Annotated in this window: 15 protein-coding genes; 8 read left to right on the top strand and 7 right to left on the bottom strand. The window is 68.7% G+C overall.

Annotated elements, in window-relative coordinates; genetic code table 11:
• Positions 1 to 4 precede the first annotated feature (4 nt).
• The 4 genes from AC1DXI_RS01785 to AC1DXI_RS01770 all read right to left on the bottom strand — a co-directional run bounded on the left by AC1DXI_RS01785 (position 5) and on the right by AC1DXI_RS01770 (position 3,457).
• A complete protein-coding gene (locus AC1DXI_RS01785) occupies positions 5 to 550 on the bottom strand; it encodes a flavodoxin domain-containing protein (RefSeq protein ID WP_476937195.1) in 546 nt (181 codons plus the stop codon).
• 133 nt (positions 551 to 683) lie between these two features.
• Positions 684 to 1,157 (bottom strand): DUF805 domain-containing protein, encoded by a 474-nt coding sequence (locus AC1DXI_RS01780; protein ID WP_018774634.1) that lies wholly within the window; start codon positions 1,155 to 1,157, stop codon positions 684 to 686.
• A gap of 157 nt (positions 1,158 to 1,314) precedes the next feature.
• The gene (locus AC1DXI_RS01775; protein ID WP_476937194.1) at positions 1,315 to 2,013 is read right to left on the bottom strand and encodes a hypothetical protein; all 699 of its coding nucleotides are present in this window, start codon (positions 2,011 to 2,013) and stop codon (positions 1,315 to 1,317) included.
• Between the two features lie 28 nt (positions 2,014 to 2,041).
• Complete coding sequence (locus AC1DXI_RS01770; RefSeq protein ID WP_026266637.1) at positions 2,042 to 3,457, bottom strand: NAD(P)H-quinone dehydrogenase; 1,416 nt, start codon at positions 3,455 to 3,457, stop codon at positions 2,042 to 2,044.
• Positions 3,458 to 3,564: 107 nt separating this feature from the next.
• Here AC1DXI_RS01770 and AC1DXI_RS01765 point away from each other — a divergent pair, with 107 nt between their 5' ends.
• Entirely contained in the window at positions 3,565 to 4,383 is an 819-nt protein-coding gene (locus AC1DXI_RS01765) for a purine-nucleoside phosphorylase (protein ID WP_476937193.1), read from the top strand.
• Between the two features lie 67 nt (positions 4,384 to 4,450).
• Here AC1DXI_RS01765 and AC1DXI_RS01760 read toward each other — a convergent pair whose 3' ends face one another.
• Positions 4,451 to 4,930, bottom strand: a complete 480-nt coding sequence (locus tag AC1DXI_RS01760; RefSeq protein ID WP_018774638.1) for an RrF2 family transcriptional regulator — start codon at positions 4,928 to 4,930, stop codon at positions 4,451 to 4,453.
• Positions 4,931 to 5,057: 127 nt separating this feature from the next.
• Between AC1DXI_RS01760 and AC1DXI_RS01755 the strand changes: the two genes are divergently transcribed.
• Positions 5,058 to 6,797, top strand: a complete 1,740-nt coding sequence (locus AC1DXI_RS01755) for a phospho-sugar mutase (RefSeq protein ID WP_476937192.1) — start codon at positions 5,058 to 5,060, stop codon at positions 6,795 to 6,797.
• Here AC1DXI_RS01755 and nirD read toward each other — a convergent pair.
• Positions 6,794 to 7,174: a nitrite reductase small subunit NirD gene (gene nirD / locus AC1DXI_RS01750; RefSeq protein WP_476937191.1), complete on the bottom strand. Its 381-nt coding sequence runs from the start codon at positions 7,172 to 7,174 to the stop codon at positions 6,794 to 6,796. The two genes, AC1DXI_RS01755 and nirD, sit on opposite strands and share 4 nt — an antisense overlap.
• A 256-nt stretch (positions 7,175 to 7,430) precedes the next feature.
• Here nirD and nirB point away from each other — a divergent pair, with 256 nt between their 5' ends.
• The 6 genes from nirB (at position 7,431) to AC1DXI_RS01720 (ending at position 14,595) form a co-directional block, all read left to right on the top strand.
• Positions 7,431 to 10,127: a nitrite reductase large subunit NirB gene (nirB, locus tag AC1DXI_RS01745; RefSeq protein ID WP_476937190.1), complete on the top strand. Its 2,697-nt coding sequence runs from the start codon at positions 7,431 to 7,433 to the stop codon at positions 10,125 to 10,127.
• 2 nt (positions 10,128 to 10,129) lie between these two features.
• The gene (cobA, locus tag AC1DXI_RS01740) at positions 10,130 to 11,164 is read left to right on the top strand and encodes a uroporphyrinogen-III C-methyltransferase (RefSeq protein WP_476937189.1); all 1,035 of its coding nucleotides are present in this window, start codon (positions 10,130 to 10,132) and stop codon (positions 11,162 to 11,164) included.
• Positions 11,165 to 11,172: 8 nt separating this feature from the next.
• Complete coding sequence (locus tag AC1DXI_RS01735; protein ID WP_476937188.1) at positions 11,173 to 12,378, top strand: uroporphyrinogen-III synthase; 1,206 nt, start codon at positions 11,173 to 11,175, stop codon at positions 12,376 to 12,378.
• Between the two features lie 185 nt (positions 12,379 to 12,563).
• A complete protein-coding gene (locus AC1DXI_RS01730; RefSeq protein ID WP_476937187.1) occupies positions 12,564 to 13,463 on the top strand; it encodes an FAD-dependent oxidoreductase in 900 nt (299 codons plus the stop codon).
• A gap of 160 nt (positions 13,464 to 13,623) precedes the next feature.
• Positions 13,624 to 14,322 carry a deoxyribose-phosphate aldolase gene (deoC, locus tag AC1DXI_RS01725; RefSeq protein WP_018774645.1) on the top strand — a complete coding sequence of 233 codons (699 nt, stop codon included), beginning with the start codon at positions 13,624 to 13,626 and terminating at the stop codon, positions 14,320 to 14,322.
• A gap of 54 nt (positions 14,323 to 14,376) precedes the next feature.
• Positions 14,377 to 14,595: a hypothetical protein gene (locus AC1DXI_RS01720; RefSeq protein WP_476937186.1), complete on the top strand. Its 219-nt coding sequence runs from the start codon at positions 14,377 to 14,379 to the stop codon at positions 14,593 to 14,595.
• 70 nt (positions 14,596 to 14,665) lie between these two features.
• On the opposite strand, the gene AC1DXI_RS01715 is transcribed toward AC1DXI_RS01720, so the two are convergent.
• Positions 14,666 to 15,496, bottom strand: coding sequence for a metal-dependent hydrolase (locus AC1DXI_RS01715; RefSeq protein WP_476937185.1), 831 nt, complete (start codon positions 15,494 to 15,496; stop codon positions 14,666 to 14,668).
• Positions 15,497 to 15,499 lie beyond the last annotated feature (3 nt).

Here is a 15,499-nt window from a genome sequence, read left to right as displayed (position 1 = left end):
AGCCCTACTTCTGGCTTCCTGGCTCGGCCAACTGGGCCAGGAAGTCCTCCGTGAAGCGCCGGACGCCGTCCCATTCGGTGTACACGTAGTCACGGGACGTGTCCGTGTCCGGGGAGCCCTTGTCGCTGGCGATCTTCTTCATGACGTGCTTCTTGATGAACCCGTAGTGGCTATACAGCACGGCGCCGGCGAACAACCCGACGTGCGCGGGCCGCCACCCCGTGTCCTGCTCAAACTTCTCCACGTAGCCCTCCGCGGTGTGCTCGTCTCCGTGGGCGGCCATGCTCACCGAGACCAGGGCCGAAGGCAAGCGTTCGAGCTCAGCGAGGTTCTTCTTGACGAAGTCCGCGACGGATCCCTCGTGCTTGCCCACGTGCACCGAGGCCGCCACGATCACGCCGTCGTAGCCGCCCGGAAGCGGGTTTGGGGAATGCTTGAGGTCCGCTGTCTCCGCCTGGTGCCCGTTCGCCCGGACCACCTCGGCGATGTACTCCACGATATGGGCGGTTTGTCCTTCAACGGTCCCGTAGGGGATATAGATTTTGGCCATGTTCCAGTGTGGGAGCCGTGCGGGTCGGCGTCGTAGGGTCTAAGGCCCCCGCACGGCGATGCACCAGACTGCTGAAAACGAAGAATCCCTGCCCGGATTCCCGGCCAGGGATTCTTCGCTCGTCGGAAGCGGGCTAGTAGCCGGACGGCTGGTCGAACCGCTGGCCGGCCGGGTTGGACTGCAGGATTGTCATCACCAGCAGCGCCAGGCCGCCGAGGAACGGCACCAGGACCAGCAGGATCAGCCAGGCGCTCAGGTTCACGTCATGCAGACGCCGGGCCAGCAGGGCCAGGGACGGAACGATCGTCCCGAGTCCCCAAATGACAGCAAGGATCAACCCGATAATGGCACCGGGTCCTGTCACGGCGGCTCCGGACGCATTAGTCGTCGTGCCGGTGCTCGTGATGATGTTGATGACTATCCCGACGATGAGGGACACCAGCGCCCACCACCAGTACTCGCTGCGGCTGGCCCGGCCGGAGAAGGTGGCGTACTTCTTGAAAAATCGCTGGACGGCCTGCTGGAGGGTGGCCCCATAGAGCGGCGCCCAAAGCGGCGTCCCTCCGGTCTGGGGCGGAAATGCATTCGGTTGCTGCGGATAACTCATGTAGTCCCCTTTGGATGAGTGCGAATGACGAGATTCATCCTAGGGCCGCCGGCACACAGGAATGCCTGTTGGGCGGCGAGAATTTACACCCCGTTCATCCGTGCAGGTTGCACGTTCCCAGCTGGCTGTCGCGCCTCGGGACTTTCAACGCAGCGTCCTAACCTCCCGGTTCGAACACGGATGAGCCGATCATGAAGATGCCGCGCTGCGGGATCCAGAAGTCCCCGAGCCTGTCCTGGACAGGAAGGGCCGCGGCCTGTTCCAGGCTTCGGCCCAACAGGTGTGCTGTGCTTTCGCGGACAATCCACATCCGGCGCGGGCGCGCACCGAAGCTTTGCCCGTTGGGCACCCTGCCCGTCAACCCGATGTGCCCCGCCCCCAGCACCGGGCCGGCGACAGCCCCCATGGCCCGCAGGAACGTCCGGCTGCGCCACAACCGGTCCGGAACGGCACCGGACACCGCGGACAGGAGCCGGGTGACCGGGGTGGCCGCCAGCGTCAGGTCCCAGCTCAGGTCCACCCCCTCCCCGACTTCCACGCTGAAGGAGTAGCCGTCGCGCCACCGGATGGAGATCCCGCCCGTCGAGACGGCTCCGAGGGCGCTGCCGAAGTAGCGGGGGCACGAGAACCCGGGCTCGGTGGTGCTGTGCATCGTCCAGATGCCCGCAGGGTCACGGATCCAGACCGAGGTGTAGCCCGGGCCGACAGAGGAGGCCGGAAAATGCCGCAGGGCCAGGATGTGGCCGGAGCTGAACGGAACGCCCATCACGCCGTAGCCGGCAAAACGTTCCTCCGGGCCGGAGGGCAGCCCGGGGTGCTGCTCTACGGAGTCAACAACGGCGCGGGGACTCTGCATGGCTACGGCCTCCGTTTTTGCAGCAGGACTACATGTGGACGTGGAGCCGCCGGGCCGCTTCGGAGATGGAGCCGCTCAGCGACGGGTACACCGTGAAGGTGCTGGCGACGTCGTCGACGTGCAGTTTTTGGGTGACGGCGAGGGAGATCGCGAAGATGAGCTCGGAGGCGTTCGGGCCTACCACTACCCCGCCGATCACGGTGCCGGATCCCTTGCGGGCGAAGATCTTGACGAAGCCGTCGCGGTGGTTGCGCATCTTGGCGCGGGCGTTGCTGCGCAGGGACAGTTTGATGACGTCGGCCTGATACTTGCCCGAATCAATCTCGGCCTCGGAGACGCCCACGTTCGCAATCTCGGGCGAGGTGAAGATGTTGGATGCGACCTGGTGCAGCTTCAGGGGCATGACGCTGTCGCCCAGGAAGTGCGCGATCGCGATCCGGCCCTGCATCGCGGCCACGGAGGCGAGTGCCAGCACGCCGGTGCAGTCGCCCGCGGCGTAGATGTTCGGCGCAGTGGTGCGCGAGACGCCGTCGACCTTAATGTGCCCGCTCTCGGTCAGCGCGACGCCGGCTTCCTCCAGGCCGATGCCGGCCGTGTTGGGGATGGAGCCGACGCAGACCAGGCAGTGGCTGCCGGTCACCTTCGAGCCGTCGCCGAGGGTGACCACGACGCCGTCGTCCGTGCGCTCGACGGTCTCGGCGCGGGCGCGGGAGAGCACCTTCAGGCCGCGGCGTTCGAAGACGCCCTCGAGGACCTCGGCGGCGTCGGTGTCCGAGCCCGGCAGGACGCGGTCGCGGCTGGAAATCAGGGTGACCTTGGAACCCAGGCCGTTGTAGGCCGAGGCGAATTCCGCGCCCGTGACGCCGGAACCCACCACGATCAGCTCTTCCGGGAGCACGTCCATGTTGTAGATCTGGGCCCAGTTGAGGATGCGCTCACCGTCCGGGCGGGCCGTGGGCAGCTCGCGCGGGTGGGCCCCGACCGCCAGCAGGATGGTATCGGCTTCCACCGTCTCGGTGCCCTCGGAAGTGAGGACCTCGATGGTGTGGTTGTCCAGCAGCCTGCCGGAGCCGATCAGGATGCGGACGTTCTGGTGTTCCAGCCCGACCTGGATGTCCTCCGACTGCTTCCGCGCCAGCCGCAGCAGGCGGTCGTTGATGTGCTTGAGGTCCGCGCGCATCGTGGGGGTGCAGTCGCCGCCGTCGAGGTCGAATTTAACGCCGAGCTCGCCGGCCTCGCCGACGCGGGTCATCAGGTCTGCCGTCGCGATCAGGGTTTTGGACGGAACGACGTCGGTCAGCACCGCGGATCCGCCCAGCCCCGCACGCTCGATGATGGTGACTTGCGCCCCCAGCGAGGCCGCGACCATGGCGGCTTCGTAGCCACCGGGTCCTCCGCCGAGAATTGCGATACGGGGTGAGCTGAAGTCAGGATGCGTAGTCACAATCAACCATTGTCCACCATCCGAACCGGAGCCACCAAGAATCCGGGCCGCCACGGGTCCGGCTGTGCATGCTGGGCAGCGGGCCCCGGCCGCGATAACTTGTACCGGTGAGTACAACAGAATTCCTGAACACGGACCCTTTCGACGCCGCCCGCGCCGCCGCCGACTACATCGCCGAAGAGACGGGCGTCGACTCCCATGACGTCGCGCTGGTCCTCGGCTCGGGCTGGGGCGACGCCGCCGAGCTCATCGGCGAGACCACCGCCACCTTGTCCGCCGCCGAAATCCCCGGCTTCTCCGCACCGTCAGTGGTGGGGCACGTGGGCACCATCCGTTCGGTCCTGACCAAAGAGGGCAAGCGGGCCCTGGTCCTGGGCGCACGCACGCACTACTACGAGGGCAAGGGCGTCCGCGCCGTGGTGCACGGTGTGCGCACCGCCGCCGCCGCCGGCTGCAAGACCCTCGTGCTGACCAACGGCTGCGGCGGGCTCAACGAAAACTGGACGCCCGGCACGCCGGTGCTCATCAGCGACCACATCAACCTCACCGCCACCTCCCCGCTGGAAGGGGCCACGTTTGTGGACCTGACGGACCTGTACTCCGCACGGATCCGCGGGCTGGCCCGCGCGGTGGACCCGTCGCTGGACGAGGGCGTCTACGCCCAGTTCACCGGCCCGCACTACGAGACACCCGCCGAGGTGCAGTACGCCAAGCGGATCGGCGCCGACCTGGTGGGCATGTCCACGGCACTTGAGGCGATCGCCGGCCGCCACGCCGACATGGAGGTCTTCGGCATCTCGCTGGTGACCAACCTCGCCGCCGGGATCAGCCCCGTGCCGCTCAGCCACGGGGAAGTCCTCGAGGCCGGCCAGGCCGCCGGGCCGCGCATTTCCAAGCTGCTCGCAGACATCATCGCCAAGCTCTGATCTGGGCTCTGGCACAGATCCTGGGGCCAGAGTGGCCCGCGACAGGTCCTGGACAACCCGGCTGCGGCTATTCCGCGGCCAGGTAGTCCAGGACCTTTGCCTTGTCCGCCGGGAACCGCCGCTCCATTGAATCCGCGATCCCGGCGATGCTCTGGCGCGCCAGCGCCTGCCGCCACGCGAGTTCGGCCTGGCGCATGGTCTGGGAAATGAGGCACGTCCGCGCGAAGTTCTCCTGCCGGTCCGGCTCCGGGACATTCCCGAGGATCGCCTCGCACCGGAAAGCCGGCTCCTGGCCCTCCAGCGCCAGCACGATGTCCAGCACCGTGATGTTTTCGGGCCGGCGCGCCAAAAGAAATCCGCCGCGGGGACCCGAAACCGAGTCCAGGACGCCGGCCCGGACCAGCGACTGAAACTGCTTGTTGAGGTAGGCGGCCGGGAGTTTGTAGTACTCGGCCAGCCGGGCGCTGTTCACCGGTTCACCGGGCGGTGTCCAGGCCATGTTGACGCAACTGTGCACGGCCCATTCGATCCCACGGCCCATCTTCATATTCCAGACGCTACGTGTCCGGAAATTTGGGTGTCAAGGTCCCGCGAAAGGTCTCGAGATGGAACTGAAACCCGAACTCTCGATTGTCTGGGCAGGAATCGCCCACGTTTGGCGATAGTTTGGTTCCATGACGTCTTCTGATGCCGAACTCGCCCGACTCCTGAGCGATGCCCGCGATTGGGCAAGCCAGGACCCGGACCCCGCCACCGCCGCTGCCCTCTCCGAACTGATCCGCCTCACCGACGGGGGCGTGGCCGCGGCCCGCCAGGAACTGGCCGACAGCTTCAGCGGCACCCTCCAGTTCGGCACCGCCGGACTGCGGGCGGCCCTCGGCCCGGGTCCAAACCGGATGAACCGCGTGGTGGTCCGCCGCGCCGCGGCCGGTTTCACCGCCTTCCTCACCAACGCCGTCGAGCAGGCCTCCCCCGGCACCCGGCCCCGCGCCGTCGTCGGCTACGACGCCCGCTACAACTCCGATATTTTCGCCCAGGAAACCGCCGCGATCCTTACCGCGGCCGGGGTTGAGACCTTCCTGATGCCGGCCGCGCTGCCCACCCCGCTGCTCGCCTACGCCGTGCGGGCGCTGGACTGCGACGGCGGCGTCATGGTCACCGCCAGCCACAACCCGCCCCAGGACAACGGCTACAAGGTGTACCTCGGCCGTCATGCCGTCGAGGAGAGCGGCCGCGGCGCCCAGATCGTGGCACCCTACGACGCCCTGATAGCGGCGAAGATCGACGCCGTCGGCGCCCTGGATTCCATCGTTCTGGCCGCGGACGGGTGGACCGTGCTGGCGCCCTCTATCGCGGCCGACTACCAGCGCGCCGTCGCAGCCCTGGCGGTTCCTGAGCACTTCCCGGCCCGCGGGCTGAAGATTGTCCTGACCCCCATGCACGGCGTGGGCGGGGAAACGGCCGTCGCGGTGCTGAACGCCGCCGGATTCGACGACGTCACGCTGGTCACCGAACAGGCGCAGCCGGATCCGGACTTCCCCACGGTGAACTTCCCCAACCCGGAGGAACCCGGGGCGCTGGATCTGGCCCTCGAGGCGGCGACACGCACGGACGCCGATATCGTGATCGCCAACGACCCCGACGCCGACCGGGCAGCCGTGGCGGCGAAGGACCCAGACACCGGAGCGTGGCGCATGTTGCGCGGCGACGAGGTGGGCGCCCTGCTCGGTGCCCACGTCGTGGCGCGCCAGGCCGCCGCCGGCGAAGCACCGGCCGGCGTGTTCGCCAACTCGATCGTGTCCTCCCGGCTGCTGGCGCGGATCGCGGCCGCGGCAGGCTACGCCCACGAGGAAACCCTGACCGGCTTCAAGTGGATTGCCCGGGTACCGGGGCTGGTCTACGGCTACGAGGAGGCGCTGGGCTACTGCGTTGCTCCGTCGCTGGTGCGCGACAAGGACGGCATTTCGGCCGCGGTCCTCATCGCCGAACTCGCGGCCGCCGCCAAGGCCGAGGGCAAGACGATCTTTGACACCCTGGACGAGCTGTACCTGGTGCACGGGCTGCACGCGAGCGACCAGCTCAGCATCCGGGTGGCGGACCTCGGCCTGCTGGACGCGATGATGAACCGGCTGCGCGTCAGCCCGCCGGAATCGTTCGGCGGCTCCGCCGTCGAGGCCGTCACGGACCTTGCCGAGGGCAGCGAACTCCTCCCGCCCACCGAGGGCCTGCTGTACCTGACCCGGGACCTCAGCCGCGTCATCATCCGTCCCAGCGGCACGGAACCGAAGCTCAAGTGCTATCTGGAAGTCATCCGCAGTGTCGGCTCGGCCGCCGAGCTTCCGGCAGCCCGGGACGAGGCCCGCACGGCTCTGGACGGCGTCCTTGCGGACGTCCGCGAGGCACTGGGCCTCTAGAGCTGCACCTCAATGTACCCGCCCACAATCCGGGTACCGAAGGTGGCGAGGCGGAGTTCCGGGCCGCCGAGGCATTCGCCGGTGGCGAGGTCGTAGACCTCCTTGTGCAACGGCGATGCCACCGTGGGCCGGTCCCCGCGGGATCCGGTGATGCCGCGTGCCATGACGTTCGCCCCGGTGGCCGGGTCTTCCTGTGCGACGGCGAAAACCTCACCGGACAGGGTGCGGAACAGTGCCACCTGGCGGCCCGCAATCAGCGCGGCCTCGCCCCAGGCGGGTTCCAGGTCAGCCACGGCGCACACCCGGTGCCAGCCGGCAGCGGCTCCGGTAATTTGGTCCTCAACGTCGTCTACGGCGGTTTCAAGTACGGCGGTCATCCCGGCCCCTCTCTGATACATCCCATACGGGCTCAACCGCTGCTGCGGCCACATATTCAAGCTAGGCCCGCGGTGTTTCATCCGGACGCGCCGGATGTGTCCGGCGCGTAAAAGAGAGCTCACACGGCCGGAAATGCATTCGTGATGCAGAAGTTAAGATCACGAAACATAAGGGAAACTGAAGCGAAATTCCGGTTGCCTAGTCTGGGACGACAAGCTGCAGAGCACCGTCTGCGGCCCATGCGAAAGGCCCACCGTGACCGGACACCCCTCAAGCCACCCGAACCAGGGCGCAACCAGCGCCGCCCCGCGCCGCATTGTGGTGGCCGGCGGCGGCCCCGCAGCGCACCGGTTCGCCGATGCCATGCACGCCCGCGGACTCGATGGCTGGCACGTTACCGTCCTCACCGAGGAAGCCCACCTCCCCTATGACCGCGTCGCGCTGAGCAAGGCACTCACCGACAGCGACGTCGACCTCACCCTGGGCAGCGCTTCCATGTGGGACCACACAGCGCTTAACCTCAAGACCGGCGAGCGCGTCACCAGCATCGACGCCGCCGGCAAGACCGTCCAGACCGCGGCGGGAACCATCTATCCGTATGACGAACTGGTAGTCGCGACGGGCTCGGACGCTGCCCGTTTGCCCATCCCGGGCGCCGAACTCACCCATGTGTACCGCACACTTGAGGACGTCTGGTCCATCAACAGGGCCATCGCGGACCTCACCGCGAAGCTGGGCCGGAAGGTCAACGCGGTCACCATCGGCGGCGGTCTGCTGGGCCTGGAATCAGCCGCCGGCACCGAACAGCTCGGCGCCACCCCGATCGTCATCAACGGCTCGCCGTGGCTCATGAACACCCAGCTGGACGAGGGTGCCGGGCAGGCACTCGGCCGGCTGATCGAGGCCAAGGGCTTCACCGTCCACGGCGGCGTGTTCCCCTCCGAGGTCCTCTCCGACGACGACGGCCAGGTCACGGGCGTCCTCATGGCCGACGGCCGCACCATCGACGCCGACCTTGTGATTGTTGCGATCGGGGTGAAGCCCCGCGACGACTTGTTCCGCGCCGCGAACGGTTCACCGGATGCAGGCGATCCGCAGCTGTTCGACCTCGGCCAGCGCGGCGGCGTCGTCATCTCCGACGACTGCTCCACCGAGGTTCCCGGCATCTGGGCCATCGGCGAGGTCGCCAACTTCGGCGGCATGTGCCTGGGCCTCGTGGCCCCGGCCAACACGATGGCCGAAATCGTCGCGGACCGGCTGCACGGCGGCGACGCGACCTTCCCCGGCTTCGACACCGCCACGAAGCTCAAGCTCTCCGGCGTCGACGTCGCCAGCTTCGGTGACGCCTTCGCCCGCACGGAACACGCGCTCGAGATCGTCTACGCCGACCCCGCCCGCGGCGTCTACCAGAAGATCGTCACCACCGACGATGCCAAGACCCTCCTCGGCGGCATCTTCGTCGGCGACGCCTCGCCTTACACGTCCCTGCGCCCCATGCTGGGCCGCGAACTGGCCGCCGAGCCCGGCGCCTACCTCACCGCGGCCGGCGGCGGCGACGCCCCGGAGACCGAACTGCCGGACGACGCCATCCTGTGTTCCTGCAACAACGTCTCGGCCGGAACCATCCGCGACACCGTCAACGGCTGCGGGAGCTGCGACGGCAACGCGCCCGTCCAGGAACTCGGCGAGCTCAAGGGCTGCACCCGCGCCGGCACCAGCTGCGGATCCTGCGTGCCGATGCTCAAGAAGCTGCTCGAGACCGAACTGACCAAGTCCGGCGTCGAGGTCTCCAGGGCCCTGTGCGAGCACATCGAGCTGTCCCGCCAGGAACTCTTCGACGCCATCCGGGTCCTGGAACTGACCTCCTTCGAGGAGATCATGGCCAAGTACGGCACCGGGGCCGGCTGCGATATCTGCAAGCCGACCATCGCCAACATCCTCGCAAGCCAGAACAGCGCCTACGTCCTGGACGCCGGCCGCGGCACCCTGCAGGACACCAACGACCGCGCCCTGGCCAACATGCAAAAAGACGGCACCTACTCGGTGGTTCCGCGGATCGCCGGCGGCGAGATCACCCCGAAGAAACTCGGCGTGATCGCCGCGGTCGCCGAGCAGTACGGCCTCTACACCAAGATCACCGGCGGGCAGCGGATCGACATGTTCGGCGCCCGGCTGGAGCAGCTGCCCGAAATCTGGAAGGTCCTCGTGGATGCCGGCTTCGAATCCGGCCAGGCCTACGGCAAGAGCCTGCGCACGGTGAAGTCCTGCGTCGGCTCCACCTGGTGCCGCTTCGGGGTCCAGGATTCGGTGGCCATGGCCATCGCGCTCGAACTGCGCTACCGCGGCCTCCGCAGCCCGCACAAGCTGAAGATGGGTGTCTCCGGCTGCGCCCGCGAATGTGCGGAGGCCCGGGGCAAGGACGTCGGCGTCATCGCCACCGCCGACGGCTGGAACCTGTATGTCGGCGGCAACGGCGGCGCCACCCCGGCGCACGCGCAGCTGCTGGCCAAGGACCTCGACGACGAAACCCTGATCAAATACATCGACCGCTACTTCATGTACTACATCCGCACGGCCGACCGCCTGCAGCGCACCGCGCGCTGGCAGGAAGAACTCGACGGCGGCATCAAGCACGTCGAGGACGTGGTGGTGCACGACACCCTGGGCATTGCCGAGGACCTGGAGGCCGCCATGGCCAAACACGTTGACACCTACGTCGACGAATGGGCCGACACCCTGAAGGATCCCGAGCGTCTCCGCCGCTTCCGCTCCTTCGTCAACGCCCCGGACCAGAAAGACGATTCGATCACCTTCGTCTCCGACGAGCGCGGCCAGATGCGCCCCGCGACAGCGGAGGAGAAGGCGCTGGCCGGTCAGCAGCCGGTCCTGATCGGGGCTTCCATTCCGGTCCGTGCCACCACCGCGGGACTGTCTGACGAGAACGAGGCATAGCCATGCAGCTCACCATTGACCTCACCGGACGCGAAGTCCTGGTCACGGGCGCGGACCACGCCGCACGTCAGGCCGTGCGGCGCTATGAGGCGGCCGGCGCCGTCGTGTTCCGCCTCAGCACCCCGCAGGGCGCCGGCATCGACGGCCCGCTGCCCGAGCGCCCGTTCCTGGTGGCGGCGGTCGACGACGGCCAGCCGGGCTGGGAGGCCCTCCTGGGCCGGTGCCGCGCCACGGGCATTCCGGTGGCGGCCGAGCCCCCGGCCGGTCCGGCGGGCCACGTCACGCTGGTGGGCGGCGGCCCCGGGACCACCGAGCTGCTCACGGTCGCCGCCGTCGCCGCGCTGCGCGATGCCGACGTCGTCTTCTACGACCGGCTCGCCCCCTACCAGGATCTGCCGTCCCTGACCTCGGCAGAACTTGTGGATGTGGGCAAGAAGCCCGGCCACCACAAGGTCAGCCAGGCCGACATCGAAAAGCTCATGGTGGAAAGCGCGCTGGCCGGCAACAACGTGGTCCGCCTCAAGGGCGGGGACCCCTACGTGTTCGGCCGCGGCGGCGAGGAAGTCGCATCCTGTGTCGCGGCCGGGGTTCCGGTCCGCGTGATCTCCGGAGTCACCAGCGCCATCTCGGTTCCGGCCGCCGCCGGCATCCCGGTCACGCACCGCGAAGTCAGCCACATGTTCACCGTGGTCTCCGGCCATGCACCGCTGACCGAGAACGAATTGACGCACCTCGCCGGGCTCGGCGGAACCATTGTGGTCCTGATGGGCATCGGCACCCTGCACCACCTCGCAGCCGGACTCCGCCGGGCCGGGATGCGCGCCGACATGCCGATGGCGGTCGTCGAACGCGGCTACCGCCCCGGCCAGCGCACCACGATCGCCGAGCTGGGCACCATCACCTCCGCAGCCGCGGGCTGCAGCAACCCCGCCGTCCTGGTGATCGGGGACGTTGTCCGGGTGGCCGAGGCCAACCGGGGCTGCGCCGGGGCCACGGCGGAACTCGACCGTCTGGCCGCATCACTGATGGAGGCGTAAGGATTCCCATGAGCGCACTGAACGCCGCCGCAGCCTTCCCGGAGCCCGGCGCACCCCTGTCCCCGTTGAACCCCGCACTAACCCCCGCATTAACCGCCGGCGCACCCGCGGCGGAACCCGCCGAGGACGCGACCGACCGGGACCTTCCCCTGGACGGCTTCCGGATCGGCGTCACCTCGCACCGCCGCTCGCAGGACCTCATCGAGGCCCTGGAACGCCGCGGCGCCGAGGTGCTTCACGCCCCGGCCCTGAAGATCGCCCCGGTCCGGGAGGACCAGAGCCTGATCGAGGACACCCGGGCGATCATCGCCGCCCGGCCCGACCTTTGCATCGCGACCACCGCCTACGGCATGCGCCGCTGGTGCGAGGCCGCGGACACGTTCGGCATTGGCGACCAGCTGTTGGAGACCCTCTCCGCCACCCGCATGTTCGTCCGCGGGCCCAAGGCCCGCGGCGCCGKGCGCGCCGCGGGCCTCGCCGACGTCGGAATCAGCAGCGACGAAACCACTGCCACGCTCGTGGACATGCTCCTGGCCGAGGGTGTGCGCGGCAAGACAGTCGCGGTGCAGCTGCACGGCTACACCGATGTCCGCCAGCTCGAGCGCCTGCGCATGTCCGGCGCCACCGTCCTGACCGTCACCCCGTACCGATGGGTCAAGCCCGACGGCGCGGACCGGCTGCCCAAGCTCATCGAAGCCGCGTGCAGCGGCAACCTGGATGTCCTGACGTTCACCAGCGCGCCCGCCGTGGACGCCATGTGGAGCACGGCGCACGAGATGGGCGTCTACAAACAGCTCGTGGAGAGCCTGAAGACCACCGTGGCGACAGCCGTCGTCGGGCCCATCACCGCGCAGCCGCTGCTCGATGCCGGGCTGCACCCGCTGATCCCGGAACGGTTCCGAATGGGCGCCCTGATCCGGCTGGTCTGCGAGCATCTGGCGCTCAACCACGTCCGCCGGCTCGATACCGTTTCCGGCAGCGTGGAGCTGCGCGGCCGCTCGCTGCGCATCAACGGCGAGGCGGTCGAGATGGCGCCCGCACCGCTGTTGCTGCTGCGCGCGCTGATCGGCGCCGGCGGGGCTGTGCTGTCCCGCGAGGCGCTCTCGGACCTGCTGGAGCTGCGCGGTTCCGTGCATGCCCTCGACATGACCGTCAGCCGGCTGCGGTCCGCGCTGCCGGACACCATCCCACCGCCACGTATGGGCGCCAAGTGACCCCGCGTTGCTTTGTTACCCGCCGCACCGGTGTGACCCACGGCATTACCGGCCGGTAAATACTGGCGAACAGGCAGGGCAGAAGCGGCAACACCCGGGAAACACCCCGGAAAAATCGGACGCCTACGCTGGGGTTCATCAAGCACACCGGCCACACGATGGCCACCCAGCGAAAGGGCCAGCACATGTCCGCTCCGGCAATGTCTCCCACCTCCACCTCCGCCCTGGCAGGCGCTTCGGCTGCCGCCGCCACAACGGCCGCCCGGCCCAGGATCGTCATCGCCGGCGCCGGCCGGGCCGCCCAGGCGCTCGTCCGGCAGCTCGCCCGGACCCCGTTCGCCGGCGCCATCACGGTCCTCAGCAACCGGGACGACGCCCCCGAGGAATTGCTGGAGCTCGCCGTCCTGCCCCAGGTGTCTGTCCGCTTCGGCCAGCCCGCCAGCTACATCGACGCGGACAACCGCCGCGTGACCACCGCCGACGGCATGGAGTTCGACTACGACGAGCTCGTCATCGCCACCGGTTCCGCCCCCGCCGAGGCACCGGTGGAGGGTGCGGCCCGGTGCCTGAGCTATTCCACGATCGACGACGCCGCCGGGCTGGGCGAGGCCGTCAAGGACGTCACCCGGGTCCTCGGCCGCCGCCCCCTGGGCATCCTGGTCGGCACGGGTTCGGCCGCCGGCCAGGCCGAGGCCGTGCTCCGGTCCCGCGGCGTCCGCCCGGTCCGCACCACAGTCCGTCCCGCCGCCGTCGTTCCCACCGCCGCCGGGTCCGTCCTGCCGGCATCCGGCATCGTCTTCGAGGACGGCTCCAGCATGAACGGCGACCTCGTGATCCTCGCCGAGGAGCGCATCGCCCGCGACGAACTGGCAGCCACGGCCGGGCTCGCCACCGCTGCCGGCGGCGGGATCGTCATCGGCCAGGACTTCCGCACCTCCGTGCCGGGCATCTGGGCGATCGGCGACGCGGCAGCTTACGACGGCGTCCGTCTCGGGCTGCTCGTGGCCTCCGGTTCCGCGGCGTCGGTGTGCGCTTCCCAGTTGCTTCAGGCCACCATGGCCCGGCCCCTGGCGGCCGCCGCCTAGACGCGCTGGGGAGGCCCGGCCGGGACATCCGCCGGGCACATTCCTATGGCAAGATGGTTCCCTGATAAGCCGCGCACCACGCGGCGCCGCCAGGGCCCGCAGGCCCACAAGGCCCGGGAAGGGACCGCCGCGTCCCAGGCCCGCCACGAAAGGGACCACCATGAGCCAAGAAGCCGCCACCGGGGGGACGCCCAACATCGCCTCCTACATCGACCACACCCTGCTTAAGCCGGAGGCCAGCGAGGCGGAGATCCTCAAGGTCTGCGCCGAGGCGGCGGAGTACCACTTCAAGTCGGTCTGCGTGAACCCGGTCTGGGTCAAGACTGTGAAGAAAGCGCTCAAGGGGTCCGGCGTCCTGACCTGCTCCGTGGTGGGATTCCCGCTGGGCGCCACGCCGAGCGACGTCAAGGCCTTCGAGGCCCGCGGCGCGGTCCTGGACGGTGCCGAAGAAGTGGACATGGTCATCAACATCGCCGCGGCCCGGGCCAACGACAAGGGCGCGCTGGTGGACGACATCGCCGCCGTCGCGGCCGCCGTGCACGAGGGCGGGGCCATCCTGAAAGTCATCATCGAAACAGCGCTGCTGGGCGATGACCAGAAGGTGCTCGCCTGCGAGGCCGCGGTGGAAGCCGGGGCGGACTTCGTGAAGACCTCCACGGGCTTCAACGGCGGTGGGGCCACGGCCGACGACGTCGCTCTCATGCGCCGCACCGTCGGCCCGGACCTGGGTGTCAAGGCCTCCGGCGGCGTGCGTTCCCTGGCCGATGCTCAGGCTATGATTGCTGCAGGTGCAACACGTATTGGCGCCAGCTCCGGCATCGCGATCGTCAAGGGTGAACAGGGTTCGTCCGCGTACTGAGCGTGCCGGCACCGCCCACAGTTTTTGAGCCCCCCCGGGGCCGAGGAGGAACGAATGTCCAGCAACACCACCCCGCAGACCGAAAACAGCCTCGGCTCGACCATCGTCATCTTTGCCGCGATGATGGTCCTGTTCCTCGGTGCGATCTACTCGCTGTCCTTCCTGACGCTGGACAACACCTGGCCGATGGCCGTGTGCCTGGTCCTCTTCGCCGCCGCGTTCTGGGTCCCGCAGACCCTGCTGGGCCGCTCGGATTCGGCCGGCGAAAACTAGGCACTCCTTCCGTTTAAATGACTGAAGCTCCGGATCATCCGGAGCTTCAGTCATTTAACCGGCTGCAGTTCTAGCCGGGCACCAGCGCGAACAGGCCCTTGACCAGCCCCGTGCCGAGCGCCAGGGCCGCGGGGAAGTGCGCTTTGGCCACCGCCAGGCCGGCGCCGAACATCCCCACCATGGCGTAGCCGCTCACCGGGATCAGGACGAACCATTCCCGCCGCGATCCCGCCCGGCCCAGCAGCGGGATGGAGAACGCCCCGTTGGCCCGCCAGATGTTCTTCAGCAGCGGCAGTTTGCGCAGGACCTTCGGCGGCTTGATCACCAGTGGCCAGAGCAGCGGCACTCCCCCGGTGGTGATCATGTCCCCCACAATGTGCACCAGCACCCCGGTGAGCATCGAAACCGGCAGCCAGGTCCACTGGTGCGGCGCGAACCACGTCACGAGTCCGGCCATGAGCAGCCCGACGATCCAGTTGCTGATCCAGCCGTATTTCGGGAAGAGTTTCAGTGCCTTCGCGGCGATGTTGATCATGAACATGCACAGCAGGCCTGCCCCGACGGACAGCAGCCCCCACTGGGTCTGCACCTGCCACTGCCCGGCGATCGTGGCCAGCAGCACGAAGAACGCCGCACCCAGCACCGAATGCGTGCCCTGCCGGTGGCCCCCGCTGGCGTTCTCAATGCCGCGCGCCACCAGGTTGGACAGCGGCGGCAGGGCGTGCGCCACTGTGCTGGCGCGGTGGTCCCAGTCGCAGACCAGCGCGGTCCCCGCCGTCGCCATGGCGCCGATCACGATACCGGTGGGATCCAGGGGGTACCAGCCGAGCGCATACGGGCCGGTCGAGGCAATGGCTACCCACGCCGCGGCTCCCGACGCGGCGTGATGTCCTCCCATCATTCT

The sequence above is a fragment of the Arthrobacter sp. P1_H7 genome (assembly GCF_056405215.1).
This window is presented reverse-complemented; position numbering and strand designations above follow the sequence as displayed.